The organism is Glutamicibacter sp. FBE19, from assembly GCF_015524875.1.
In the GTDB taxonomy this organism is placed as follows: Bacteria; Actinomycetota; Actinomycetes; order Actinomycetales; family Micrococcaceae; genus Glutamicibacter; species Glutamicibacter halophytocola.
In genome coordinates, this window is record NZ_JACKQN010000017.1 from 1 (window position 1) to 23,783 (window position 23,783).

General features: G+C 62.2%; 22 protein-coding genes and 1 riboswitch. Of the genes, 8 read left to right on the forward strand and 14 right to left on the reverse strand.

What is annotated here, in order from left to right:
* Positions 1-57 precede the first annotated feature (57 nt).
* From H6F58_RS17560 to H6F58_RS17590, 7 genes are all read right to left on the reverse strand, one after another.
* Positions 58-1,464 carry a sugar porter family MFS transporter gene (locus tag H6F58_RS17560; protein WP_146277250.1) on the reverse strand — a complete coding sequence of 469 codons (1,407 nt, stop codon included), beginning with the start codon at positions 1,462-1,464 and terminating at the stop codon, positions 58-60.
* A 224-nt stretch (positions 1,465-1,688) separates the two neighbouring features.
* The gene (locus H6F58_RS17565) at positions 1,689-2,966 is read right to left on the reverse strand and encodes a solute carrier family 23 protein (protein ID WP_146277252.1); all 1,278 of its coding nucleotides are present in this window, start codon (positions 2,964-2,966) and stop codon (positions 1,689-1,691) included.
* A 29-nt stretch (positions 2,967-2,995) separates the two neighbouring features.
* Entirely contained in the window at positions 2,996-4,438 is a 1,443-nt protein-coding gene (gene thiD / locus H6F58_RS17570; protein WP_257745718.1) for a bifunctional hydroxymethylpyrimidine kinase/phosphomethylpyrimidine kinase, read from the reverse strand.
* Positions 4,420-5,061: a thiamine phosphate synthase gene (gene thiE / locus H6F58_RS17575; RefSeq protein ID WP_195182253.1), complete on the reverse strand. Its 642-nt coding sequence runs from the start codon at positions 5,059-5,061 to the stop codon at positions 4,420-4,422. Before thiE ends, thiD begins: the two co-directional genes overlap by 19 nt.
* Positions 5,054-5,848: a hydroxyethylthiazole kinase gene (gene thiM, locus H6F58_RS17580; RefSeq protein WP_146277256.1), complete on the reverse strand. Its 795-nt coding sequence runs from the start codon at positions 5,846-5,848 to the stop codon at positions 5,054-5,056. The genes thiE and thiM overlap by 8 nt, the downstream gene beginning before the upstream one ends.
* A riboswitch (TPP riboswitch) is annotated at positions 5,838-5,932 on the reverse strand. It overlaps the preceding gene by 11 nt.
* Positions 5,933-5,969: 37 nt before the next feature.
* Positions 5,970-6,335 carry a GntR family transcriptional regulator gene (locus H6F58_RS17585; RefSeq protein ID WP_060700186.1) on the reverse strand — a complete coding sequence of 122 codons (366 nt, stop codon included), beginning with the start codon at positions 6,333-6,335 and terminating at the stop codon, positions 5,970-5,972.
* Positions 6,332-7,927, reverse strand: a complete 1,596-nt coding sequence (locus tag H6F58_RS17590; protein WP_146277258.1) for a hypothetical protein — start codon at positions 7,925-7,927, stop codon at positions 6,332-6,334. The genes H6F58_RS17585 and H6F58_RS17590 overlap by 4 nt, the downstream gene beginning before the upstream one ends.
* 103 nt (positions 7,928-8,030) lie before the next feature.
* Here H6F58_RS17590 and H6F58_RS17595 point away from each other — a divergent pair, with 103 nt between their 5' ends.
* Together H6F58_RS17595 and H6F58_RS17600 are read left to right on the forward strand one after the other, a co-directional pair.
* Positions 8,031-9,464 carry an aldehyde dehydrogenase family protein gene (locus tag H6F58_RS17595; RefSeq protein WP_084793084.1) on the forward strand — a complete coding sequence of 478 codons (1,434 nt, stop codon included), beginning with the start codon at positions 8,031-8,033 and terminating at the stop codon, positions 9,462-9,464.
* Between the two features lie 79 nt (positions 9,465-9,543).
* Complete coding sequence (locus tag H6F58_RS17600) at positions 9,544-10,992, forward strand: amino acid permease (protein WP_060700188.1); 1,449 nt, start codon at positions 9,544-9,546, stop codon at positions 10,990-10,992.
* Here H6F58_RS17600 and pgm read toward each other — a convergent pair.
* Entirely contained in the window at positions 10,989-12,587 is a 1,599-nt protein-coding gene (gene pgm, locus H6F58_RS17605; protein WP_060700189.1) for a phosphoglucomutase (alpha-D-glucose-1,6-bisphosphate-dependent), read from the reverse strand. The two genes, H6F58_RS17600 and pgm, sit on opposite strands and share 4 nt — an antisense overlap.
* Positions 12,588-12,641: 54 nt before the next feature.
* Between pgm and H6F58_RS18255 the strand changes: the two genes are divergently transcribed.
* On the forward strand, positions 12,642-12,965 hold the full coding sequence (locus H6F58_RS18255; RefSeq protein ID WP_236995224.1) for a DUF4190 domain-containing protein: 324 nt from the start codon (positions 12,642-12,644) through the stop codon (positions 12,963-12,965).
* Positions 12,966-13,047: 82 nt separating this feature from the next.
* On the opposite strand, the gene H6F58_RS17615 is transcribed toward H6F58_RS18255, so the two are convergent.
* Together H6F58_RS17615 and H6F58_RS17620 are read right to left on the reverse strand one after the other, a co-directional pair.
* A complete protein-coding gene (locus H6F58_RS17615) occupies positions 13,048-14,505 on the reverse strand; it encodes an oligopeptide:H+ symporter (protein WP_060700191.1) in 1,458 nt (485 codons plus the stop codon).
* 52 nt (positions 14,506-14,557) lie between these two features.
* Positions 14,558-15,904, reverse strand: a complete 1,347-nt coding sequence (locus H6F58_RS17620) for an amidase (protein ID WP_060700192.1) — start codon at positions 15,902-15,904, stop codon at positions 14,558-14,560.
* Positions 15,905-15,971: 67 nt separating this feature from the next.
* Between H6F58_RS17620 and H6F58_RS17625 the strand changes: the two genes are divergently transcribed.
* Both H6F58_RS17625 and pheA read left to right on the forward strand, forming a co-directional pair.
* Positions 15,972-16,298: a rhodanese-like domain-containing protein gene (locus tag H6F58_RS17625; RefSeq protein ID WP_060700193.1), complete on the forward strand. Its 327-nt coding sequence runs from the start codon at positions 15,972-15,974 to the stop codon at positions 16,296-16,298.
* Positions 16,295-17,218, forward strand: a complete 924-nt coding sequence (pheA, locus tag H6F58_RS17630; protein WP_195182254.1) for a prephenate dehydratase — start codon at positions 16,295-16,297, stop codon at positions 17,216-17,218. Before H6F58_RS17625 ends, pheA begins: the two co-directional genes overlap by 4 nt.
* A 73-nt stretch (positions 17,219-17,291) precedes the next feature.
* Here pheA and H6F58_RS17635 read toward each other — a convergent pair whose 3' ends face one another.
* On the reverse strand, positions 17,292-18,338 hold the full coding sequence (locus H6F58_RS17635) for a diacylglycerol kinase family protein (protein ID WP_060700195.1): 1,047 nt from the start codon (positions 18,336-18,338) through the stop codon (positions 17,292-17,294).
* A 38-nt stretch (positions 18,339-18,376) separates the two neighbouring features.
* Here H6F58_RS17635 and serS point away from each other — a divergent pair, with 38 nt between their 5' ends.
* Together serS and H6F58_RS17645 are read left to right on the forward strand one after the other, a co-directional pair.
* The gene (gene serS / locus H6F58_RS17640) at positions 18,377-19,654 is read left to right on the forward strand and encodes a serine--tRNA ligase (RefSeq protein ID WP_060700196.1); all 1,278 of its coding nucleotides are present in this window, start codon (positions 18,377-18,379) and stop codon (positions 19,652-19,654) included.
* Between the two features lie 125 nt (positions 19,655-19,779).
* The gene (locus H6F58_RS17645; RefSeq protein ID WP_060700197.1) at positions 19,780-20,610 is read left to right on the forward strand and encodes a Cof-type HAD-IIB family hydrolase; all 831 of its coding nucleotides are present in this window, start codon (positions 19,780-19,782) and stop codon (positions 20,608-20,610) included.
* A 37-nt stretch (positions 20,611-20,647) separates the two neighbouring features.
* On the opposite strand, the gene H6F58_RS17650 is transcribed toward H6F58_RS17645, so the two are convergent.
* Both H6F58_RS17650 and H6F58_RS17655 read right to left on the reverse strand, forming a co-directional pair.
* Entirely contained in the window at positions 20,648-21,250 is a 603-nt protein-coding gene (locus H6F58_RS17650) for a hypothetical protein (protein ID WP_060700198.1), read from the reverse strand.
* A 58-nt stretch (positions 21,251-21,308) separates the two neighbouring features.
* Positions 21,309-21,944 carry a membrane protein gene (locus H6F58_RS17655; protein ID WP_060700199.1) on the reverse strand — a complete coding sequence of 212 codons (636 nt, stop codon included), beginning with the start codon at positions 21,942-21,944 and terminating at the stop codon, positions 21,309-21,311.
* A gap of 61 nt (positions 21,945-22,005) precedes the next feature.
* Here H6F58_RS17655 and H6F58_RS17660 point away from each other — a divergent pair, with 61 nt between their 5' ends.
* Complete coding sequence (locus H6F58_RS17660) at positions 22,006-23,406, forward strand: PLP-dependent aminotransferase family protein (protein WP_060700200.1); 1,401 nt, start codon at positions 22,006-22,008, stop codon at positions 23,404-23,406.
* A 158-nt stretch (positions 23,407-23,564) separates the two neighbouring features.
* On the opposite strand, the gene H6F58_RS17665 is transcribed toward H6F58_RS17660, so the two are convergent.
* Positions 23,565-23,777: a hypothetical protein gene (locus H6F58_RS17665; RefSeq protein ID WP_060700201.1), complete on the reverse strand. Its 213-nt coding sequence runs from the start codon at positions 23,775-23,777 to the stop codon at positions 23,565-23,567.
* Positions 23,778-23,783 lie beyond the last annotated feature (6 nt).

Sequence of the window (23,783 nt, forward strand, 5' to 3'; positions counted from 1 at the left end):
CTGTTGGAGTCTGGTGGGTTCAGACCGGTGTTACACCCTTGATTGCGAAGAGCCGCTTTACAGCTTCATGTCTTCCAGGGTGCGCCCCTTGGTCTCCTTGACCATGAAGATCACGAAGATCAAGGACAGCAGCGCAGCCACGGCGTAGATGCCGTATGCCAGTGCCAGGCCTGCATCGGCCAGCGCCGGGAAGGTGGTGGAAACGATGAAGTTGGCGATCCACTGCGCGGCAGCAGCCACACCGAGGGCCATTGCGCGGATGGAGTTCGGGAAGATCTCGCCGAGCAGAACCCAGACGGCCGGACCCCAAGTCGCGCCGAAGCCGACCACGAACAGGTTGGCCGACACCAGGGCGATGATGCCCCAGCTGCCTGGCAGCGAGACCGCGCCATCGATGGTGACCGACTGCGCGAAGGCCACTGCCATCATGCCCAGTGACAAGGTCATGATGGCCGAGCCGATGGTCAGCAGCAGCTTGCGTCCCAGAACGTCGATCAGCAGGACTGCCACAATGGTGGCCACCACGTTGGTCACCGAGGTGATCAGCGAAATGGTGAAGGAGTCCGATTCGGCGAAGCCCACCGACTTCCACAGCGTGGTGGAGTAGTAGAAGATCACGTTGATGCCGACGAACTGCTGGAAGACCGAGAGCAGGATGCCAACCCAGACCAGCGGGTGGAAGCCGAAGCGGCCCAGCAGGTCGCTGAACTTCTGGCGGCGTTCCACGTGCACGGTGGCACGGATTTCTTCGATCTTCTTCTCGGTTTCCGCGCCAGCGTTCATGCCCATGTCACGAGTCAGCACAGCGGCGGCTTCCACGTAGCGGCCGCGCTCAACGAGGTAGCGCGGGGATTCGGGCAGGCGCAGCGAGAGCACGCCGTAGAGCGCCGCTGGAACCAGCAGCGAGAGGTACATCCAGCGCCACGCCGCCAGGCCGAACCAGCCGGTGGCGTCGGCCGAACCCATGACGAAGACCAGCAGCGCGCTGACCAGGAAGGCCACGAAGATGCCCAGCACGATGGCCATCTGCTGCATGGTGCCCAGGCGTCCGCGGTGGGCTGCCGGGGAGACCTCGGCGATGTAGGCGGGAGCGATCACCGAAGCGAAGCCGACGCCGATGCCGCCAACGATGCGCCATACGATGAGGTCGGCGGCGCTGAAGCACAGGCCGCAGCCGATAGCCGAGATGGCCAGGAGAATGGAGGCGAAGAGCATGGTGCGCACGCGTCCCACGCGTTCGGAGACCACACCTGCTACCCATGCGCCCAGAGCTGCGCCCAGCAAGGCGCAGGAAACAGTGAAACCGATAGTTACCGCGTTGAGCCCGAATTCGTGCTCGACAGCGTCTACGGTGCCGTTAACGATTGATGAGTCATATCCAAAAACGAACCCACCCAGTGCCGCCCCGAGGGCGATGAAGATGAGTCGCGCGGAGAGTTTTCCGTCTGATGTTGTCGCAGTCACAATCAGCCATGCTATCCGATTTGGCCGGGGCGGAAATCGGTAATTTTCAGTTTTTGGTGGGATAACAATCACATTTTGGAAGGAGTCCTTACAAGATTCACCCAGAATGCCTTTCGGGCCACTACGCCTCGTGCCTAACCAGCGGGGGATTGCACAAAAAAGGCCGGCCGGTGCCACGAGCAAAGTCGCAGCACCGGCCGGCCGAAAAAATTTTTTTAAAAATCTCAGGATTCGCTCGGGTTCCCGGCGAGGTCATTGCCGCGCAGCTTGGCCACCGCGCGCATCGAGTGGAACACCACCAAGGTGGCGATCGAGCCCAGCGCGATGCCGCCGAGCTGGAACTGGCCGAAGGAGATATCGCTGGTCACGGCAATCGCGATAATCAGCCCGGTGCCTGCGGTCATCAAATTGATCGGGTTGCCAAAGTCGACCTTCGCCTCGATCCACAAGCGGGCGCCGACAATGCCGATCATGCCGTATAGGACAATGCCCAGGCCGCCGATGACACCCGCCGGAATGGTGCCCACCAAAGCGCCGAACTTCGGCAAGAAGGCCAGAGCCATGGCCACGATGGCCGCCACCCAGTAGGCGGCGGTGGAGTACACGCGGGAGGCTGCCATCACGCCAATGTTCTCGGCGTAGGTGGTGGTGGCCGAACCGCCACCGAGCCCGGCAACGACGCTGGCCGCGCCATCGGCCATCAACGCGCGGCCATTGAACTTCGAGAGGTCCCGCCCGGTCATCACGCCCACGGTGCGCACGTGCCCGATATTCTCGGCAATCAGGACGAACACGGCTGGCAGGAACATCAGCGCGGTATCAAAGTGGAAGGCCGGAGTGGTGAATTGCGGCAGGCCCACCCATTCGGCAGCGTGGACGGCCTTGAAATCAACTTGGCCCTGGACCAAAGCCAGCAGGTAGCCGAGGACCAGGCCCACCAGAATTGACAGGCGCCCCAGCAGGCCCTTGAAGGCCACCGTGGCCAGCACCGTGAAGATCACCGTCAAGAAGGTGGTCAGCGGGAAATCGGTCATGGGCGCCAGGGTCGCACTGGCCAGGTTCAGGCCGATCAGCGCAACGATTGTGCCCATGACCACCGGCGGCATCAAGGAGTGGATCCATCCGGTGCCGGTCACCTGGACAATCAGCCCCACCGCAAAAAGCAGCGCACCGGTCATCACGATGCCGCCCAGCGCGCCAGCCATGCTGTGCGACTGGGTGGTGGAGATGACCGGAGCGATCATCGCAAAAGACGAGCCGAGGTAGCTGGGGACCTTGTTTTTGGTCATCAGCAAGAAGATGATCGTGGCCAAGCCGGTGAACAGCAAGGTGGTGGTCACCGGGAAACCGGTCAGGGTCGGGACCAGGATGCTGGAGCCGAACATCGCCAGGATGTGCTGGGCGCCAATGGAAATGGTTTGTGGCCAGTGCAGCCGTTCTTCCGGGGCAACAACTTCGCCCGGGGTGATGGTCTTTCCGTTGCCGTGAATGCTCCAGCTCATGCAATCCTCCAGATCGTGGCCCGCGCGTTTCAGGCCGTAGAGAATTCTACTCGGTTCCGCCGTGCCTGATCGAAGAAGGCCACCTCGTGTTCGGAGGATCGCACGAAGGCCAGCCGCATCCGCTCGCGCAGATCGACGTCGGCCTGCTTCCACGCGACGCGCACCATGTTGATGGCGCGCTCGGTGGCCAGATCGAATTCCTCCGACGCATAGGTCACCAGCCACTGCTTGTACGGGTGCTCTGGATGGTTGGCCGAGGCCAGGCGCTTGCCGATGTCCTGGTACAGCCAATAGCACGGCAGGATTGCGGCGATCAGCTCCGCGTAGCTGCGCTTGGAAGCGGCCAGGTGGTTCACGTAGTTCAATGTGATGGCGCTGGGATTGGCGGTCCCTTCGGCCAGGTAGCTGCGATGCAGCTGCAGCTCGCCTTCCAGGATTTCCCGGGCGGAGCCGGCCCAGAAGCGCTGCGCGTCAAGATCCGGGGCCAATGCGCTGGCTTCGGCCAGCACCTGGGCATAGCGCTGCAGGTACAGCGCGTCCTGCGCCAAATAGTATTCAAAGTCCGCTGGGTCCAGCGTGCCGTCGGCCAGCTGGGCAATGAACTCCAGGTTGTCGATGGAGCCGCGCAGCTCGTGGATCTGCTGCCACCACTGATCCATCGGATCAGCTTCGCTGAAGAAGTGGGCAAAGTGGTTCACCGGGCCATGCCCGCGGCCGACGTTGAGTTCATCGGCAGCTCCGATGGCGCGGAACAGATAGGCCTTGGCCTGTTCCAGTGCGCTGGCCCAGTCGCCGCCCGATGCATAGATCGTCGCCAGGGCGCTGGACAGGGTGCATCCGGTGCCGTGGGTGTTCTTGGTGTGGTGGCGCTGGTTGCTGAACTCGGCCAATACTCCCTGGGCGGAGACCAGGGCATCGGGACACAGGTCCCCGGCCAGATGTCCGCCCTTGGCCAGGACCAGTGCATCATGCTTGGCAGCCAGCCGCCGGGCCTGGTCCAGGACCTGCGGCCAGTCGGCCGCTGCCGGCTCGCGCAGCAAGCTTGCCAGCTCCAGCAGATTGGGCGTGATCACCGAAGCGCGGTCCAACAGGGAATCGAGCACCGCCTCATCTTCCAGGAGCCGGTCCCCGCTGGTGGCTACCATGACCGGATCCAGTACCACCGGGGCATCCACGGTATCCAGCCATCCGTTGACGGCGCGGATGATCTCCTCGTTGGCCAGCATGCCAATTTTAATGGCATCGATCTGGACGTCGGCACTGATCGCGTTGAGCTGAGCGAGCACAAACTCGCCATCGATGGCCTGTACCGCGCTGACACCCAGGGTGTTCTGCGCGGTCAGCGCGGTGATCACGCACATGCCGTAGCCGCCGTTGGCGGCAATGGCCTTCAGGTCCGCTTGGATCCCTGCGCCACCGGAGGGGTCGGAGCCGGCAATGGAGAGAATATTTTTCACTGCGCTGCCGCCCACGCTGCCACCAGCTGCCCGCTGGCAGCTTGCGGGTCGTCGGCATTGCAGATGGCGCGGACCACGGCCATACCTGCTCCGCCGCCAGCGCGGATGGCGCTGGCATCCTGCGCGGTGATCGCCCCGATGGCTATGCAGGGCAGGGAAGTCAGCGATGCGGCGCGGGCAAAACCGTCCAGCCCAATCGGGGTTGGGTGGTCTTTTTTGGTTGGAGTGGCACGCACTGCGCCGACCCCCAAGTAGTCGATCGCCTCGGCATCGAGGTTGGCCTGTGCCAGCTGGGCATCGGTGGAAGCGCTCAAGCCGATGATGCCTTCGCCCATGATCTGGCGTGCCAGGCGCACCGGGATGTCCTTCTGGCCGATGTGGATTCCACTGACCGTTGCCCCGGCCGCGCGGGCCGCCAAGAACACGTCGATCCGGTCATTGATCAGCAGCTTCGCCTTGCCTTCGGTGAGGCGGGCCGCGGCGTAGGCCAGTTCGAAGAATTCGCGCGCGGTCTCGTCTTTGGCTCGCAGCTGGATCCACTCGATGCCGCCGGCCACCGCCCCTTCGATGACTTCCAGGGTGGTGCGTGGCGTGCAGCTGGCGGTGTTGGCTACTAGGTATGCGCCGATATTATCCATGGTTCAATTCCTCGTACTTCAAATTCTGTAGTTCTTCAGGTTCCGTGGCGGCCAGGGCATCAAGGAAGGCCACGGCAAAACTCCCCGGACCGCTGCTTGCCGCCAGCGCCTTTTCTGCGGCGAGGCCATAGAATCCGTGGGCAGCGATGGCCGCGTCAAAGGGGTCCTCGTGCACTGCGAGCATGCCCGCGTTGAAGGCGCCCAGCGCGCATCCTCCACCGGTGATCCTGGTCAACCCGATCCCGTTGGTATGCACCAGCACGGTGCGGTGCGCGTCGATGATCGCGTCCGCTTCACCGGAGATGGCAACAACGCACCCGTGCTCCTTGGCCAATTCGCGTCCGGCGTCCAGGGCTGCCTGCACGGTATCTGCTGCATCAACACCTCGGCCGCTGGAATCCTTGCCCGCCAAGGCCAGGATTTCCGAGGCATTGCCGCGGATCAAGGCCGGACGCTGCTGCACAATGCGTCGTGCGAAATCGGTGCGCACCGAAAGGGCGCCCACGGCTACTGGATCCAATACCCAGGGGGTGCCAGCCGCGCTCGCCGAGAGGACCGCTTCCTCCATGGCAACCATTTGCTCGGTGCTTGGAGTGCCCAGATTCACCAGTACCGCGGAAGCCATGGCGGCAAACCCTCCGGCCTCTCCGGGCAGGTTGGTCATCGCCGGCGATGCGCCGGAGGCAAGAAGGACATTGGCGGTGAAGTTGGTGACGACAGCATTCGTCAGGCAAAAAACCAAGGGGGAGCGTTGCCGGTATTTTTGGGCAACGATAGGCAGAGTCATGCGACATCCCTCCGCTAGCGTGAACTAGATCAGGTTCGACGGGTTTCATCTCAGTCGGCTTCTCCGGCACCCCGTGTCACTGATTTAGAGAGTACGCAGAAGGGGTGCCCAGAACAAATCCTCAGGGTTCGCGTCGTGCCACCAATGCCTTGAGTGTCGCGGCGTCAACATGCTGCGCCGCCGCCAATTTCCACAGCTGGTCCACCGCGGCCACCAGGTCTTCGTGGGTATCAACAGATCCGGGTCGTTCGCTCACTATGGTGCCTGCGCGGCGCCTCGAGGAAATCAGCCCTTCGGCTTCCAGCTCCTTATAGGCGCGAGCCACCGTTCCGGCTGCAACCCCCAAGTCCGTGGCCAGCGCGCGGACGGTCGGCAATCGGTTGCCCGGCGCCAACTCGCCAAGGTTGATGAGCGCGGCAATCTGCGAGCGGATCTGCTCATAGGGTGCGGTGGCTGCCTCAAGGTCCACACTGATCTGTGTGCTCATGCGGACGTTGACCTCTGCAAGGACATGACTTCGCTGTCCTTGGGGCGTTCGAGGAATATGACCGCCGGAACGCAGAAGATCATGATGGCAAGAAGATCCAGGCGGACCGGGAACGCGTAGCCGACAACCAGCATGGCCGCGACGGCACTGGTGACCGCTCGCAGGGAACGCAGTTCCAAAACCCTTCGGTACCAGATTTCTTCAGCGGCCGTAACGTTCCACGGGATAATGGATCTACGCGCGAACCAGGCAAATCCCATATGCGCGAGGACGAGCAGGACTACCAGGGCAATGACAACCACTTTGCTTGGCGCAACGAAACCCCATAAGTAGTCCAACGGGGGAAAGAGCAAGAAGTACAAGCACGCAGCTATGAGCAATCCGGCGCAAATATAAGGCCACATGGGCAACTTTGCCGAATGCTTGGGAGCGGCAGAAATCTGCCGTGAAACCACGTTCGCGTACCCGAGGTAAAGCGCATTCAACGCAAGGTAGAACACTGCGGCACTGGTGAACAACACCAGCATCCAAGTCTCGCGCTCGCCGGTAGGCAACTTGTAGTCATCGCTGACAGGCAAATTCGGCCATGCGATGAAAATGGCAACGAACATGAGCAGGGCTGTCGCGTATTGCAGGGAGAACAGCTGATCGCGCAGCCTGCTGAACCCGGTGCGTTTTGCCCGCGGGAGATTTTCAAAGTTCGTCGGCGGTCGCCAGAAAAGCATCAAGACCGAAATGCCCAGGACAGCGTAGTTCGCCGTCCAGTCCAGGTTGTTGCCGATTTTGTACATGCTATCCATGTACTCGATCCCCGCACCTGATCCATCAATGTAGCGTGTGGACTCGTTGTGGAACCAGCGCGCCTTGTAGTGCAGGGCCTCTCCCGCCTGTACCGCCAGCGATACGGCAACGGTGCGGTAGAGGCGGTTCAGCCAGATGGTGCGCAACAGCCGGTTATTGTGCTCGGAGATTCCCGGAAGTGGCCGACGCCTAAGAATGACAATGGAAGCTACGATTGCAGCCAATGCGAGGATTCCGAAGCTCACGTAGAGGTAAGGAAGGATCTCTCCGGCAGCACGCAATCCGTCCTGCGAAGGATTGCTGTAGGAGTAATCATCGGCACTGATTTCAGTCTCTGGCAATGGTGCAATGGCTGCGACGTCTCGAACAGAGTAAACCGTCACGCAGGCCAGGATCAGAACAACCAGCGTTGCTGCAACGAGCTTCTTGGGTATCGGGCTCGTCAAGGAACGTGGGGCAAGAGTCGCGGTGCGCAGCGGCTTCAACCGGCGTGGCCAGGTGTACTGGCTGGCGACATAGATGAAAGCGACCCACAGGCCAGGGGTGGCTGCTGAAGCAATGCCCATCGCAACATCGAGATTGCTTTGATCGCTTATGGGCACGTCCACGGCTTCGCCGAACCAATTGCTTGAGGCAGTGGCAAAGTAGCCGATGATTGCACACCACAATGCGTGCTGTCGTGCGCTTCTGAGCAGTTCACCGTTCTTAGCACGACCGAATGCCCGCAATAAGAAATAAACAACCAGCGCCGCTACGGCAAATGTGCCGAATTGTGTTGATAGAGATGCCATCGTGCCTCCTCGGTGATAATTAATGTATCAAACAGTTGATACATAATGAATCCTTCGGCGCATTAATCGATGGAATTTCCGTTTGGTGACGTACGCTCAAATCATGGGTCTGTTTACTTCCACTCCGTTGCCCGAGCCGGTCGGCGATTCCGCCCCTCCGGTGGACGAGCATCCTTCACGAATTGCCACGGTTCTGAGCCATTTGCGCCGTTCTGCCGACACCCGCATCACCCACCCGCGCCGCTTCCGGATCCAGCAATTGCGCGCGCTGGAGAAGATGCTCGAAGAGCATCTTGACGACTTTGTGCAGGCACTGAATGACGACCTCGGAAAGAGCCCCACCGAAGCCAAATTTGCCGAGGTCGACGTGGTGCGCGCCGAAATCGATTTTGCGCTGAGGCATCTGGCCGAATGGATGGACAGCACCGGCGTGAAGGTGCCGCTGGCGCTCCAGCCGGCCATCGCGAAGATCGAGCCGCGACCCTTGGGCGTGGTCTTGATTATTGGCGCATGGAACTACCCGCTGCAGCTGGTGCTCGCGCCGCTGGTTGCCGCCATTGCCGCTGGCAACGCCGCGGTTCTCAAGCCCTCGGAACTCGCCCCGGCCACCTCGGGGGCCCTGGCCAAGTTCCTCCCGCTCTATCTGGACGAGCGGGTCTTCGCGGTCATCGAAGGCGGTGCGGATACCGCCTCCGAATTGCTGGCAGCACGTTGGGACCACATCTTCTACACCGGTGGGGAGCGGGTTGCGAAAATCGTCGCGATGGCAGCCGCCCAGCACCTGACTCCCACCACTTTGGAACTCGGGGGCAAGTCCCCGGCCGTCGTTGACAACCACTCGCTGGCCACCGCCAAGCGCTTGGCCTACGCGAAGTTCATGAATGCCGGCCAGACCTGCGTCGCACCGGACTACATCCTGTGCATCGGCGATGCCACGCCATTGATTAACCGGTTGGGCCAGGCCATCTCCGGTTTCTACGGCAAGGAGCCAATCACCCACCCGGACTTTGGCAGGATTGCCAGCCACCAGCATTTTGAGCGCTTGCTGGCCATGATGGAACAGGGCGAGGTGGTGTTCGGCGGTGAGTATGACGAAGCAACCCTGCGCATCGCCCCGACCATCATGCGCAACGTGGACCTTGGCGGCACCTTGATGACCGAGGAGATCTTCGGTCCGATCCTTCCAATCATCGAGGTCGAAACCTTCGAAGAAGCGCTGGAGTTCATTGCCCGGCGCCCATCGCCGCTGGCCGCATACCTCATGAGCGAGAGCCCTCGGCTGCAGTCGATTTTCTCGGACAGGGTTCGCGCCGGGGCCATCGTGCACAACGCTCCGCTGGCCCAGATGGTCATTCCCACCCTGCCGTTTGGCGGGGTGGGGGCCAGCGGAATGGGGTCGTATCACGGCAAGCATGGCTTTGACCGGCTTTCGCAGATGCGTTCAGAACTCAACAAAACCACGGTGGTGGACACCCTGAGCGCAATTTATCCTCCATATTCGTGGGCCAAGCGAAAGATTATTGATCGCTTACTGTAGCGCGGTTCATAGCTATGAGACTGCTCAGGGTGCTTGGATTGAAAGGTTGGAAATTTCTAGGCATCAGGAGATGTAACGCATGACTGAGCCCGCACCGTCGCAGGACGGCCTGAAGCGTGGCCTCAAAGCTCGCCATATGCAGATGATTGCCATTGGCGGCTCAATTGGTACCGGACTATTCGTCGCGTCCGGCGGCACGATCTCTGAAGCTGGCCCCGGTGGCGCGCTGGTGGCCTACGCCCTGATTGGCATGATGGTGCTGCTGCTGATGCAGTCCCTGGGCGAGATGAGTGCGCGGCTTCCGGTGGCAGGTTCATTCCAGACCTATGCCACCGTTTTCGTTAACCGGCACTTCGGCTTCGCGATTGGCTGGAACTACTGGTTCAACTGGGCGATTACCGTTGCCGCCGAGCTGGTAGCGGCCGGCATCGTGATGTCCTATTGGCTTCCGGATGTTCCGGGCTGGATCTGGGCGGCGATCTTCCTGGTGCTGCTGACCGGACTCAACGCCATGTCAGCGAAGGCGTTTGGCGAGGGCGAGTACTGGCTGGCGGCAATCAAGGTCATCACCGTGATCGTTTTCCTGGTCTGCGGCTTTGCGATGATCTTCGGAATCATCGGCGGCACCTCGCCTGGCTTCGGCAACTGGACCGAAGGCGATGCGCCATTTGTCGGCGGTTGGCTGTCCATCGTCTCGGTCTTCATGATCGCTGGATTCTCTTTCCAGGGCACCGAGCTGGTTGGTGTAGCTGCTGGTGAAGCGGAAAACCCCCAGCGCGATGTTCCGAAAGCCATCAAGACGATCTTCTGGCGCATCATGCTCTTCTACATCGGTGCCATCTTTGTCATCGGCATGTTGATCCCGTATCTGGATCCATCGCTGCTCTCATCCGAGGCATCGGACATTGCCACCTCGCCATTCACCCTGGTCTTCGAGCGCGCGGGCATCGCCTTCGCTGCGGCATTGATGAACGCAGTAATCCTCTCGGCCATTCTTTCGGCAGGCAACTCGGGCCTATATGCCTCTGCGCGCATGCTTTACTCCATGGCCAAGGATGGGAAGGCGCCGAAGATTTTTGGACGCCTCAACAAGCGCGGCGTCCCCGTGCCGGCCATGCTCTTGACCGCCTCAGTAGGACTTTTCGGATTCCTGACGGCAATTATCGGCCAGGGCGAGGCCTACACCTGGCTGCTGAACGTGTCCGGCCTGTCCGGGTTTATCGCCTGGGTGGGGATTGCGGTGAGCCATTACCAATTCCGCAAGGCGTACGTGGCCAGCGGCCAGGATCTAGCCGACCTTCCGTACAAGGCGCCATTGTTCCCGCTGGGCCCAATTCTCGCCTTTGTGATCTTGCTGGTTGTTATCGCCGGCCAGAATTACCAGGCGGTCATAGACGGCAACCTGCTGCAGATGGCATCAAGCTACGTCGGCCTTCCGATCTTCCTCTTGCTGTGGCTGGGCCACTGGCTGGCTACCCGCAAGCAGCCAGCCGAGGCCATCGACCCATGGACCGCGAAGCTGAACTAGCCAGCTAGGGCAGCATCAACAATCACCCGAGCTTCTGCGAGCACCTGCTGCAGATGCTCGGGTGATTTTGTCGACTCTGCATAAATTTTGTAGATGTCCTCGGTGCCCGAAGGACGTGCCGCGAACCATGCGTGCTCGCTGGAGACCTTCAGGCCGCCAATGGCGAAACCGGCTGCTTCGGTCACCTTTGCGGTGATCGCATCCCCCGCCAATTCGGTGGCGGAGACCATCGAGGGATCCAGCTTGGAGAGCACGGCTTTCTGCTCGCGGTTTGCCGGGGCATCGAAGCGGTCATAGAAGCTCGAACCGTGGCGCTCCACCAGCTGCGCGTGCAGCTGGCTGGGGCTCTTGCCGGTGACGGCGCGCATCTCGCTGGCCAGCAGGGCGAGCATCAGCCCGTCCTTGTCGGTGCTGAAGGCCTTGCCGGACAAGTCCAGGAAGCTTGCTCCCGCGGACTCCTCGCCGCAGAAGGCCACCTTGCCCGAGGCCAGTGGTTCAACGAAGTACTTGAAGCCCACCGGCACCTCGCGCAGGGTCCGGCCGTGGGAGGCCACTACCTTGTCGATGAGCACCGAGGAGACCAGGGTCTTGCCGATCTCGGCATCTTCCGGCCAGTTCCCGCGATGGGTCAGCAGGTAGTCGATGGCCACAGCCAGGAAGTGGTTCGGGTTCATCAACCCGGCATCCGGGGTGACGATGCCGTGGCGATCTGCATCCGCGTCGTTGCCGGTGGCGATGTCGTACTTTTCGCGGTTGGCTACCAAGGATGCCATGGCGTGCGCCGAGGAGCAGTCCATGCGGATCTTGCCGTCTTTATCCAAGGTCATGAAGCCGAAGCGCGGGTCGACGCTCTCGTTGACGACTTCCAAGTTCAAGCCGTAGCGGCGTCCGATTTCACCCCAGTAGTGCACCGAAGCCCCGCCCAGCGGGTCGGCGCCGATGGAGATGCCCGATTCGGCGATGACCTTGAAGTCGATGACCTCAGCCAGATCGGCAATGTACAGTTCGCGGAAGTCGAAAGGCGTTGCGGCGGCTTCGCCCCGCTTGATCTGCCCGTTGGCCAGCAGCTCATTGGCGCGTGCGGCGATCGGACCGGTGATTTCGGATTCTGCCGGGCCGCCGTGGGGCGGGTTGTACTTGATGCCGCCGTCGGTTGGCGGGTTGTGCGATGGGGTGATGATCAGGCCGTCCGCCTGATCGCCGCCCTTGGCGTTGTGCACCAGGATTGCGTGGCTAACCGCCGGGGTAGGGGTCAGCCCGTCGTCGGCGAGAACCTCGATGCCGTTGCCTGCCAGGACTTCGAGGGCGGTCTGGTAGGCAGGGTCCGAGAGCGCGTGGCTGTCCTTGCCCACATACATTGGGCCGGTGATCCCCGCTGCGACGCGGTAGTCCACCACGGCCTGGGTGATGGCGGCGATATGCGCCTCGTTGAAGGTGCCGTTCAGCGAGGTGCCGCGGTGCCCCGAGGTGCCAAAGATGACTGCCTGGTCGGGGTTGTCGCTGGAAGGAATGATGCTGCTGTAGGCATCGAGCACCTCCTGAAGATTGATCAGGTCAGATTCGTTGGCTGGTTGTCCGGCTCGAAGGTGTGCCACAGATTGCCTCTCAGGTTGATGCGCTTTATGCGAATTCATAGAAGAATAGTAGTTGTGAGCTACTACCAGTATCCGCAAAATCCCTACCAGCCACCGAGAGAGCCCACAGGATTGTCCGTGGCTTCCCTCGTGCTGGGCATCTTGTCGATGCTGGGCTTTGCTGCCATTATCCTCGTTCCGCTGGCCGGAGTCATTACGGGGCACCTCGGTTTACGCCGCGAACCGCAATCCAGGGGTTTGGCCATAGCCGGCCTGATCACCTCGTGGATCGGATTGGCCCTAGCCATAGTCGCCTACGCGGTGATCATCTGGTTCATCTGGTTCATCGGTTCCGAATACGGGGATTATTCCTATTACGAGAATATGACCTACTCATAAGCTCAAAACCGCGCAGGATCTTCCCGCAGACAACAACGGCTGGCCCCGAACGGGACCAGCCATTGCTCATTTGAGCCGCGCTCTAGTGAACCGAGCCCATCAGCTTCTTCAGCCCCGGGGTTGCAGCCATCATGGCTACGCCCACGACGACGGCGGTGCCGCCCATGGCGATGAAGTAGGGGATCTCGTTGCCCGGGGTGTAGTACCCTGCCAGCACGCCCGACAGGGTGGTGCCCAGGGATACCGACAAGAAGAACAGCGCGATCATCTGCGTGCCGAATGCGGCCGGAGCCAGCTTGGTGGCAATTGCCTGGCCTACTGGCGAGAGCAGCAGCTCGGCGAAGGTGCACAGCAGCAAGATGCCCACCAGGGCCAGCAGCGGGGTCTTGGCGAAAGATTCCAGCGGGATGAAGCACAGGAATGCAGCACCCACGATGACCAGTGCCAAGCCGAACTTGATGGCGGTGTGCGGCTGGCGCTTGCCCAGCTTGGTCCACAGGGCCGCGAAGATGCCGGCAAAGATGATGATGAACACCGGGTTGATCGAGGTGACCCAGCTCGGCGGCATTTCCCAGCTGCCCAAGTGGCGGTCCAGGCGCTGATCCGAGTAGGCGGCGATGAAGGTGAACTGCTGCTGGAACAGTGCCCAGAAGGCGGCCGAGCCGATGTAGAACGGAATGAATGCCCAGACCTGCTTGCGTTCGGTCGCATCGACCTTCTTGCTGCGCAGGATCAGTGCGAAGTAGATGATCGAAGCGGCGATGACCACGTAGGCGATGGTGCTTGCCAGGTTCTCCGGGGTCACGATCTTGCTGGCGAAGGCGGCAATGATCAGGACGATCACGGCGGCGAAGATGACCACGTAGCGCTTGCGCTCGGCGGCAGGCAGCGGATTGTTCGGGATGTTGCCGCCGGCAGGAAGCTTCTTGCGTCCGGCAGTGTAGATGCCCAGGCCAATAGCCATGCCGATGGCGGCGGCGCCGAAGCCAATGTGGAAGCCGAAGGAAACCTGCAGCCAGCCGGTGAGCAGCGGGCCGATCAGCCCGCCGATGTTCACGCCCATGTAGAACAGGGAGAAGCCGGCATCAATGCGGGGATCATCCTTGGCATAGAGCGAACCAACCAGGGCCACGGCGTTGGCCTTCAGGCCGCCGGATCCCACCGCGACCAGGATCAGGCCAACGATCAGGCCGATGTAGCCTGGCAGCAGTGCCAAGCCGATGTGGCCGAGCATAATGGCGATGGCCGAGAAGAACAGCACGCGCTCGGAGCCGAAGAGCCGGTCCGAGAGCCATGCGCCCAGGATGGTGGAGAGGTAGACAGCGCCGCCGTAGGCGCCGACCAGCGACAGGGCCAGGCCCTGGTCCATCCCCAGGCCACCCTCGGTGGCCGAGTAGTACATGTAGTAAGCCAGCAAGCCCTGCATGCCGTAGAAGGAGAATCGCTCCCACATTTCCACGCTGAACAGGCTTGCGAGCGCACCGGGGTGACCGAAGAAGGTCCTTCCGGTGCTGGAAGTGCTCGTTGTTGCAGTAGACATACGTAATATTTTTCGCTTTTGCCTACCCGAGTACCTACTTATATGGGAAAGCTCACATCTGCATCTGGGCCGCCAGCGCGAGCAGGAGCCCCTCGTCGGAACGCGGGGAAATCAGCTGAATACTCATGGGTAATCCGCCACTGGTGGTCGTGACCGGGATGGTGATGGCAGCGACTGAGGCGACGTTCACCATGGAGGTGTACGGGGTGTACTGGCATTGCAACATATAATCGCGATCTGCCGTGGATTGTGTATAGTGCCCGACCAGCGGTGGAATGCTCGCCATGGCCGGGGTGGCAATCACGTCATAGGCCGACCACTGGCGCACAAAATCGGCAGCGATCTGCTTGAGCCGTGAACCCGCCTGCAAATTTTGTTCCAGCGACCGCCCGGCTGCGCGGCGGCGGTAATCCCTGGCCAGCTCGCCCAGCAAGGACTCGTCATTCACTGGCACGTCCTTCAGCCCGTTGGTCCACACCGTAGCGAAGCTTTCTGGATAGTCCGAGGCGTAGTCCAGCCGGGCTGGCTGCACCCGGTGGCGCTGCCCGAGCAGCTCAAGGCCGCGCTCAAAGGCGGTGCGTGCTTCGGGGGAGAGCGAGATGTCGTACACCGATTCAAAGGGCGAGAGGGTGCTGAATCCGATGTTCAACCCGTCCAGCCGCTGCGGGTAGCTGCCCTGCAGCAACGGCAGATAGTGGTCCTTTCCGCGCATCGCGTCGAGCAGCAGGGCCGCATCCAGCGCGTCATGGGCCAGCGGGCCGGAGACCGCGAGCTTAGGCGCACCCAGCGGATCAACATATCCGTCCAGCACATCCGAGGGCACCCGGCCCAGCGAGGGCTTGAGCCCGATCAGTCCGCAAGCTGCGGCCGGAATCCGCACGGAGCCGCCGCCATCGGATCCCGCGCCCAGCGGAATCATCCCGGCAGCGATCGCCGCGGCCTGCCCGCCCGAGGAGCCGCCAGAGGAGCGCTGGGGATCAAAGGGATTGCGCGAGGGCGCTGACACCAGGTTTTCCGAATGGCTGCTCAGCCCGAACTCCGGAACCTGCGTCTTGCCCAGGATGACCACGCCCTCGGAACGCAAGCGCCCCACCAGCGGGTGGTCGCGGGTGGCTTCTGGATGATCCACCGCGGCCGACCCATAGGTGGTGGGCATTCCGGCGACGTCGTTGAGGTCCTTGAATGCGGTGGGCAGCCCGTGCAGCCGGCCGGTCTTCCCTCGGGCCTGCGCCTCGTCGGCGGCCCGCGCGGCCGCCATGGCGTCCTCGGCCACATGCACAAAGGCGCCCAGATCCTTGTGCTGCTCGATGCGGTTCAGGTAGTGCTCGGTGAGCTCGCGGCTGGAAATCTCGCCACGGGCCAGATCGTCTCGCAATTTCAAGGCGCTGGAGGGAAACATGTCGGCTTTCGACGCAGGAAATGACTAGTCTTATAAGCAAACACCCTATAAGTGAGGAATGCTAGCCGTGAGCGATTTTGAAACTGTCTCGGTCAACGATGTCCCGAAGGATGCCTTCATCCTTGACGTGCGCGAGGACTTCGAATGGGAAGCAGGCCACGCAACCGGTGCCACCCACATCGTGCTCGGCACCCTGCCCGAGCGTGTTGGCGAGCTGGACCCGGACGTGGACACCTACGTGATCTGCCGTACCGGCGGGCGTTCGGCGCAGGCCGCCGCCTGGCTCACCGGCATGGGCCACACCGCTTTCAACATTGCCGGCGGATCCGACGCGTGGATTGAAGCAGGATTGCCCATGGAATCGGAGAACGGGCAGGAGCCGGCCGTCCGATGAAATACGCCTATCTGGGACCTGCCGGCACCTTCACCGAGTCGGCGCTGCTGCAGGTTCCCGGTGCTGAAGCAGCGCAGCGCATTCCCGCAGCAAATGTGAATGTCGCGCTGGCCATGGTGCGCGATGGAAGTGTCGACGCTGCGATGGTGCCGATCGAGAATTCGGTGGAGGGCGGCGTTTCGGCCACCCTGGACGCCATCGCCCAAGGCCAGGCCCTGCAGATCATTGCCGAGATCCTGGTGCCCATCAGCTTCGTGCTGGCGGTGCGCCCGGGCATCGACTCGCTGGACCAGATCAAGCTCGTCTCCACTCACGGCCACGCGTGGGCGCAATGCCGTTTGTGGGCAGAGGCGAATATCCCCGGCGCCGTCTTCACCCCTGCCTCTTCCACCGCGGCTGCCGCGGTGGCTCTGGGCGATGATGAACCAGGGCATGATGCGGCGATCTGCAACCCGCTGGTGGCCGAGGAGCGCGGACTGAACGTGCTGGTGCGCGGGGTTGAGGACAACGTCGGCGCGGTCACCCGCTTTATCCTGGTCACCCGTCCGGGAAAGATCCCGGCGCCCAGCGGGGTGGACAAGTCCACGCTGATCATGCCGCTGCCCGAAGACCGTCCCGGCGCGCTGATGGAACTCCTTGAGCAGTTCACCGCGCGCGGGGTGAACCTTTCGCGCATTGAATCGCGTCCCACCGGAGAAGGCCTGGGGCAGTACTTCTTCTCCGTGGATTTTGAAGGCCACGTCGCCGACGAACGCGTTGCCGCGGCCCTGTCCGGGTTGCACCGCTTGTCCCCGGAGCTGCGTTTCCTCGGTTCCTACCCGGCGGCTCAGGGCGTTGAGCCCTTTGTTGATACGCACAATTCCGATGCCGCGTTCAGCGAAGCCCGCAGCTGGGTGCAGTCGCTGCGCGACCGGTTCTAGGCAGGTGCGCGAAGGCCCCGATCATCCTCGCGGGATCATCAGGGCCTACTTTGTGTCCAGGCGGGGTTCGCAGCTATGGGGTGCGCAGGCGCAGCGCGCTGGGCGAAACGCTGACTTCCAGCTCATTGACCTCGCCGGTGGGGTCCCCGTCAATCTGGGTATTCATCGGCTCGGTGCAGCGAAGGGCGATGCCCGGGGTCTGGTAGAAGCTCATCACCGGAATCTTGTTCTTGGCCCGGAAGGCGGTCTTGAGCAGAATCCACATCCAGCCAGCGGCCGAGCGCGGAGACAGGATGACCGCGTCGAGCACGCCGTCATCAATTTTGGCGTCCGGGACGAAGTCCAGGCCCTGCAGCTTGCCGCAGTTGGCGAAGAGCACCGAGCGGACCTTGCGGTTCTGCCAGTTCTCATCGCCGTCCAGCTTGAAGTTGACCTTCTTGCGCTTGCCGGGCAGCTGGCGCAGGCCAGCCTCCGAGTAGGCGAGCCAGCCGACCTTGGATTTCAGCTCTTCATTGGTGTCGTCGAAAAGATCCGCGTCGGTGCCAACACCGGCGATGACCAGGAACGCATGGTCCGCCTCGCTGCCATCGAGCAGCTTCAGCTTCATGTGCCCCACATCGATTCGGCGCACCATGCCCCGCACTGCCACCAGTGCTGCGGTGTGCAGGTCGTCAATGGGGATCTCGACATTGCGCGCGAGCAGGTTGCCGGTGCCCAGCGGAAGGATGCCCAACGAGGCATCGGTGCCTTCGAGCACCTCTGCCACGGCGCGAATCGTTCCGTCGCCGCCCGCGGCAATAATTGTGTCGCATTGCGCATCCAGGGCTTCCCGGGCCGCATCCTGGCCCGGGTTCTCCTTGGTGGTGTGCAGAACCAGTGGCGCTTCGATGCCTGCTTCAGCGCAAACCCGCTCCACGGCCTTCTGCGCTTCTTCCGCACCTGACTTGGAAGGATTGATGACCAGTGCCACCTTGCCCGGGGTGGCGTGTTCGGCCGCTACCGGCTCTTGCGCCGAGGGCAAGCGGTAGTGCGAGAGCTTGCGCACCGAGTACCAACTGGTTGCCGCGACGGCAGCTGCGGCAGCCACGGCAGCGAAAACGATCACACGATTTGTCTGCATAGTGCTTTCATCGTACTCATGATTGCTACGCTTTATGTGTGATCGACCTTAAAATGCTCACCGAAAATCCGGATTTGTACCGTGCCTCGCAACGCGCGCGCGGTGCCGACGAGTCGTTAATTGACCAGCTGCTGGCAGCTGACACGGCACGTCGTGAAACCATCGCCACCTACGAACGCCTGCGTGCCGAGCAGAATGCGTTCTCCAAGAAGGTCGGCCAAGCCAAGGGGGAGGAGCGCTCCGCGCTGCTGGCCGAGGTCAAGGAGCTGGCCGCTTCGGTCAAGTCCGCCCAGGCCCAGTCCGATGAGGCCGCTGCCAAGTGCACCGAGCTGCAGCGCCTGATCCCGAACTTGATCATCGAGGGCATTCCTGCCGGCGGCGAAGACGACTTCACGGTCGTCAAGCACGTGGGCACCATCCGCGATTTCAAGGCCGAGGGCTTCGAGCCGCTGGACCACCTGCAGATCGGCGAAAAGCTCGGCGCCATCGACATGGAACGCGGCGCCAAGGTCTCCGGCTCGCGGTTCTACTTCCTCAAGGGCATCGGCGCCCGGCTGGAAATCGCGATGATGAACATGGCCCTGGACGTGGCCCTGGAGCGCGGGTTCACCCCGATGATCACCCCGACCCTGGTGCGCCCCGAAACCATGCAAGGCACCGGCTTCGACGTGGCCCACGACGACGAGATCTACAAGCTCGAGCGCGACAACATGTACCTGGTTGGCACCTCCGAGGTGGCCCTTGCCGGATACCACGCGGACGAGATCATGGACCTGTCCGAAGGTCCACTTCGCTACGCCGGCTGGTCCTCCTGCTACCGCCGCGAGGCCGGCTCGGCTGGCAAGGACACCCGCGGCATCATCCGCGTGCACCAGTTCAACAAGCTGGAGATGTTCATCTACACCAGCGTGGAGAACGCCGAAGCCGAGCACCAGAACCTGCTGGCGATGGAAGAAGAAATGCTCGGCCGCATGGAACTTCCCTACCGGGTGATCGACACCGCCGCCGGAGACCTCGGCATGAGCGCTGCCCGCAAGTTCGACTGCGAAGCATGGGTTCCCACCCAGGACGCTTACCGCGAGCTGACCTCCACCTCGAACTGCACCACCTTCCAGGCCCGCCGCCTGAACATCCGCGAACGCGAAATCGTTGATGGAAAGCCGGGCAAGACCCGTGCGGTGGCAACGCTGAACGGCACCTTGGCTACCACCCGCTGGATCGTGGCAATTCTGGAGAACCACCAGAACGCCGACGGCTCGGTCAACGTGCCCAAGGCCCTGCAGCCATACCTGGGCGGACTTGAAGTGCTCAAGTAAAACCAGGTTTAGCTAGTTGCCGGCCACCCCTTGAGGGTGGCCGGCAACTGCAGTTAACCAGCTGTTCAAGCGCACCTGTGCCGTGGGTCATCGCTAAACTGCGGCGGCAATGGTTAACTTGAGCCATGACAGTTATGACAAAGATCGGCAACGACGACCGACTGAATAAGCAGAAATTGATGATCTGCCTTGATGTGGACGGAACCATCGTCAACCATCAGGGACAGATGAGCCAGCGGGTCCGCGAGGCTGCCCGGGCCGTGGTGGAGCAAGGCCATGAAGTGGTCATTTCCACCGGACGCTCCCTGGGTGCCGCCCTTCCGGTTATGGAAGAGCTGGGCATTGACCACGGCTATGTGGTCGTCAGCAATGGCGGAGTGCTGGCCAAGGTGGCCGACGGGGACGTCGAAGTGATCCACCGCGAAGTCTTTGATCCTTCCGTCGCCTTGAAGGCGCTCTGGAAGCAATTGCCCAAGGCCAAGTACGCGCTGGAAAACGAGCGCGGCGAATTTCTTTCCAACCAGGCTTTTGGCGATGCCAGCTTCGGCGCCGAAACCAGGGTGGTCGATTTTGACGAATTGCTGAGCAACAAGGCCGTGCGTGTTGTGGTGTTCTCCACCGATAACACCGCCGAAGAATTCGGCCATGCGGTGCAAGGCCTGGGCTTGTCCGGAGTCACCTACTCGGTCGGCTGGACCGCTTGGCTGGATATCGCCGCCGACGGCACCACCAAGGCCAGCGGCCTGGAGCGCCTGCGCGCGATCCTCGAGTTTGATTTGGCAGATTCCCTGGCCGTAGGCGACGGCCGCAATGACATCGAAATGCTCCAGTGGGCCGGACATGGCGTGGCCATGGGCCAGGCCCCGGACGAGGTCAAGGACGCGGCAGATGCGGTGACCGAAGGCGTAGACGAGGACGGCTTGGCGATCATCCTCGAGGGGCTGCTCCAGGACTAGCCCTATTGCAGGGACAATGGCTGCTGCCTGCCGTGCCCTAGAGCCGGTCGGTGAATTCCAGCAGCCGGGCGATCGCAGCCCGGGCGCCGAGCTCGTCGTTGTACCCGGAACGCACGATGGCGGCGGACACCGCCTGCGGGGTGATGCCTAGGATCTCTGCCACCGCTTTCTGCTGGCCGCGCACTCCCGGGGTCAGCAGATCCACCACTGACCATTCGGCTTCGGTCCTGGTGCGGATCCACTGGCCCAGCATGCGCAGCAGCCCTTCTAATTCGGCATCCATCTCATCGGTGCCGGAGGAAACGCAGATTGGCACTCGTTCGCCGCGATGGCTGGCCGCTTCGAGGGCGCCCAGCGCACGGCGTGCGGCCTTGCCCTCTACCAGGTCTGCCTCGGAGGGTACCGGCTCGTACAGGCTGCCGATGCCCAGTCCGATATTGCAGAAGTTCAACCTTGTCACGCGCATCAGCGCATCCACCGCGGCGTCGGGATCCCTGGGCACGCCCAGCAGCAGCTGTCCGCTCAGCGCGGTAAAGGGCGCGAGGGTGTCCACCTGGGAGAGCTGATGCCATAATTGCTCGCTGGCGTCGGCAACATCGGTAACCGAGCGGGGCCGGGGGCTGAGCGCAACGACAAACATATTTCCAGTATTGCCTGTGCAAGCGGGTTTGTCGCGAGTACTGCCCGAGATGTTGCCGTTATTGCTGTTGCGGCAATCGCACGCTGGTACGTGCAACAAAGAGCTGCGTGGCCGGCCCGATGAGCACTGCATAGGCCACGGTGCCCAGGCCCACCGGACCACCCAGCAGCCATCCGATGCCCAATACCGACAGCTCCAGCGCGGTGCGGATCAGCCGCAATGAAAGACCGGTGCGCAGATGCAATCCGGTCATCAGTCCATCACGCGGACCCGGGCCGAAGTGGCTGCCAATGTAGAGCGCCCCGCCCAATCCGTTGATGAGGATTGCGACCGCCAAGGTCAGGATCTGCCAGCCAAGGCCATTGATTGATGGCAAAAAACGCAGGAAGAAGTCCAGCGCTATGCCCAGGTACAGCGTGTTGGCAATGGTTCCCAGCCCTGGCCACTGGCGCAACGGGATCCATGCAAGCAGGACCAGTGCGCCAACCAGGATGATGATGGTGCCCAGCGAGAGCGGCACGTGGTTGGCGATGCCCAGATGCAGCACATCCCATGGATCCACGCCCAGCTGTGCCCGGATGATCATGGCCATCGCAAGGGCGTAGAGCGACAAGCCTGCAAAGAGGTTAAAGAATCGCAAAGGCAATCGCCCGCTGGCGAGCTGTTGGCGCGGAGTCAGATTAGTGATGGTCATGAATAAAATTCTCCGGTAAATTGGCCATGTAAAAAAGAGCCAATTTTGAAAAGGTGGACTTATGGGACGCGTCACAGGAGCTGCGCTGGCCGGCATGCTCGGAACGGCCGACTCATCCCAGCCGGCCTACCGGTGGCTTTTTGAGACCTTGCGCTCGCTTATTGCCAATGGCCGCATCCTGCACGGCGCGGTATTGCCCAGCGAACGCGAAGCCGTGGCCCGCCTGGGCTTGAGCCGCACCACGGTCTCCCGCGCTTACGCCGAACTGCGCGAAAGCGGCTATGCCAGTTCTCGCCAAGGCTCGGGCACCATCGCTCAGATTCCCGGAGGACCAGTGGCGGGCGGAGCCGAGCCCTTGCCGCTGGGTGGTTTTGGGCCGATGCCGGGAAGCACCGCACTCGATCTCACCTGCGCGGCACCCAATGCACCCACGGGGATGCTGGAAGAGTTCCAAACGGCCCTGGAGCAATTGCCGCGGTACGCGGCCACCATGGGCTACTACCCGCTGGGCATTGAACCGCTGCGACTGGCCCTGGCCGATTACTACACCCGCAAAGGCTTGCCCACCGGGCCGGACCAGATCATCGTCACCTCCGGCGCCCTCTCCTCGGTGGCAGCCGCAGGACGAGCGGTGATGGCCCGCGGGCAGAGCGTGCTGGCAGAATCCCCGACCTACCCCAATTCGCTGCTCGCGCTCAAGGCGCATGGTGCTCGCACCGCGGCAGTGCCCATTGGCCCTGAGGGCTCGGATATGGAGCAGATCGCCTCGGCCTTGCGCACGGTGTCCCCGAGCATGATGCTATGCCTTCCCGACTTCCACAACCCGGTGGGAACCCTGCTGGATGATGCCCGGCGAGAGCGCTGGGCGGCAGACCTGGACCGATCCGGAACCATTGGCGTCATCGATGAAACCTGCGCCGAACTGTGGCTGGATGCCGAGCCGGAAGTCCTTCCCATGGCCGCGTTCTCCAAGAACCTGATCACCGTGGGCAGCGCCAGCAAATCCCACTGGGGCGGACTGCGCCTTGGCTGGCTGCGCACCCCGCGGCACCTATCAGGTGCAATGGCCCGTTCGCGCATGAGCATGGATCTCGGGGCTCCGGTGCTGGAGCAATTGGTGTTGGCGCAGTTGCTGAACTCGGGTGCAACCCTCGCGCAGAGTACCCGGGATTCCTTGCGGGATAACCGGGACTGGATGATCGCCGAGCTGCAGCGGCTGCTGCCGGAATGGAAGCCGAATAGGCCAGCAGGCGGACTGAGCCTCTGGTGCCAGCTGCCCCAGCCGCGCTCCAGCGCCCTGGCGCGCCAGCTCAGGTCAGTCCTGCTTGCCCCGGGCTCCACCTTTGCCGTTGAGGGCCACGGGCTGGAACACTACCTGCGCCTGCCCTTCGCCCAGGAAAGAGCCGATCTGGAGCAGGCGCTCCCCGCTATCGCCGAGGCCTGGCACAAGGTGGCGGCTTAGTGGCTGCCTGAAAATTGCTTGTGGCTCGAATAACCTGTGGATCAGTCCAGCCAGGTAGCCAGTGCCCCAGAGGTAATGAGTGCGAAGGCGCCGACAAAAACGATGCCGATGACGATTGAGAATAATACGAGCCAGCGCGCCCCAGATGAATTCAACTTCTAGACCTGCTTATTTCGGTTGGCGGCATTCCGGATCAGCTGAACCGCTGCGTAGCAAACGCCAAATCCTGGAATGCATAGAGCAGCCATCAGCGCTACCAGCAGGGGCACCGAGCGACGCTGGACGTAGCGGCAGCCCACGTAGATGAGGCCTGCACTCCAAAGCAGAAGGATTGATGCTTCCAATGGGTCCAAAGCAAAACTGCTGTCCATGCTAGA

Coding starts and splice junctions, on each gene's coding strand:
- H6F58_RS17565 (WP_146277252.1), bottom strand. CDS start 2,966: ATGAGCTGGAGCATTCACGGCAACGGAAAGACCATCACCCCGGGCGAA.
- thiE (WP_195182253.1), bottom strand. CDS start 5,061: ATGGATAATATCGGCGCATACCTAGTAGCCAACACCGCCAGCTGCACG.
- thiM (WP_146277256.1), bottom strand. CDS start 5,848: ATGACTCTGCCTATCGTTGCCCAAAAATACCGGCAACGCTCCCCCTTG.
- H6F58_RS17585 (WP_060700186.1), bottom strand. CDS start 6,335: ATGAGCACACAGATCAGTGTGGACCTTGAGGCAGCCACCGCACCCTAT.
- H6F58_RS17590 (WP_146277258.1), bottom strand. CDS start 7,927: ATGGCATCTCTATCAACACAATTCGGCACATTTGCCGTAGCGGCGCTG.
- H6F58_RS17595 (WP_084793084.1), top strand. CDS start 8,031: ATGGGTCTGTTTACTTCCACTCCGTTGCCCGAGCCGGTCGGCGATTCC.
- H6F58_RS17600 (WP_060700188.1), top strand. CDS start 9,544: ATGACTGAGCCCGCACCGTCGCAGGACGGCCTGAAGCGTGGCCTCAAA.
- H6F58_RS17615 (WP_060700191.1), bottom strand. CDS start 14,505: ATGTCTACTGCAACAACGAGCACTTCCAGCACCGGAAGGACCTTCTTC.
- H6F58_RS17620 (WP_060700192.1), bottom strand. CDS start 15,904: ATGTTTCCCTCCAGCGCCTTGAAATTGCGAGACGATCTGGCCCGTGGC.
- pheA (WP_195182254.1), top strand. CDS start 16,295: ATGAAATACGCCTATCTGGGACCTGCCGGCACCTTCACCGAGTCGGCG.
- H6F58_RS17635 (WP_060700195.1), bottom strand. CDS start 18,338: ATGCAGACAAATCGTGTGATCGTTTTCGCTGCCGTGGCTGCCGCAGCT.
- H6F58_RS17645 (WP_060700197.1), top strand. CDS start 19,780: ATGACAGTTATGACAAAGATCGGCAACGACGACCGACTGAATAAGCAG.
- H6F58_RS17650 (WP_060700198.1), bottom strand. CDS start 21,250: ATGTTTGTCGTTGCGCTCAGCCCCCGGCCCCGCTCGGTTACCGATGTT.
- H6F58_RS17655 (WP_060700199.1), bottom strand. CDS start 21,944: ATGACCATCACTAATCTGACTCCGCGCCAACAGCTCGCCAGCGGGCGA.
- H6F58_RS17660 (WP_060700200.1), top strand. CDS start 22,006: ATGGGACGCGTCACAGGAGCTGCGCTGGCCGGCATGCTCGGAACGGCC.
- H6F58_RS17665 (WP_060700201.1), bottom strand. CDS start 23,777: ATGGACAGCAGTTTTGCTTTGGACCCATTGGAAGCATCAATCCTTCTG.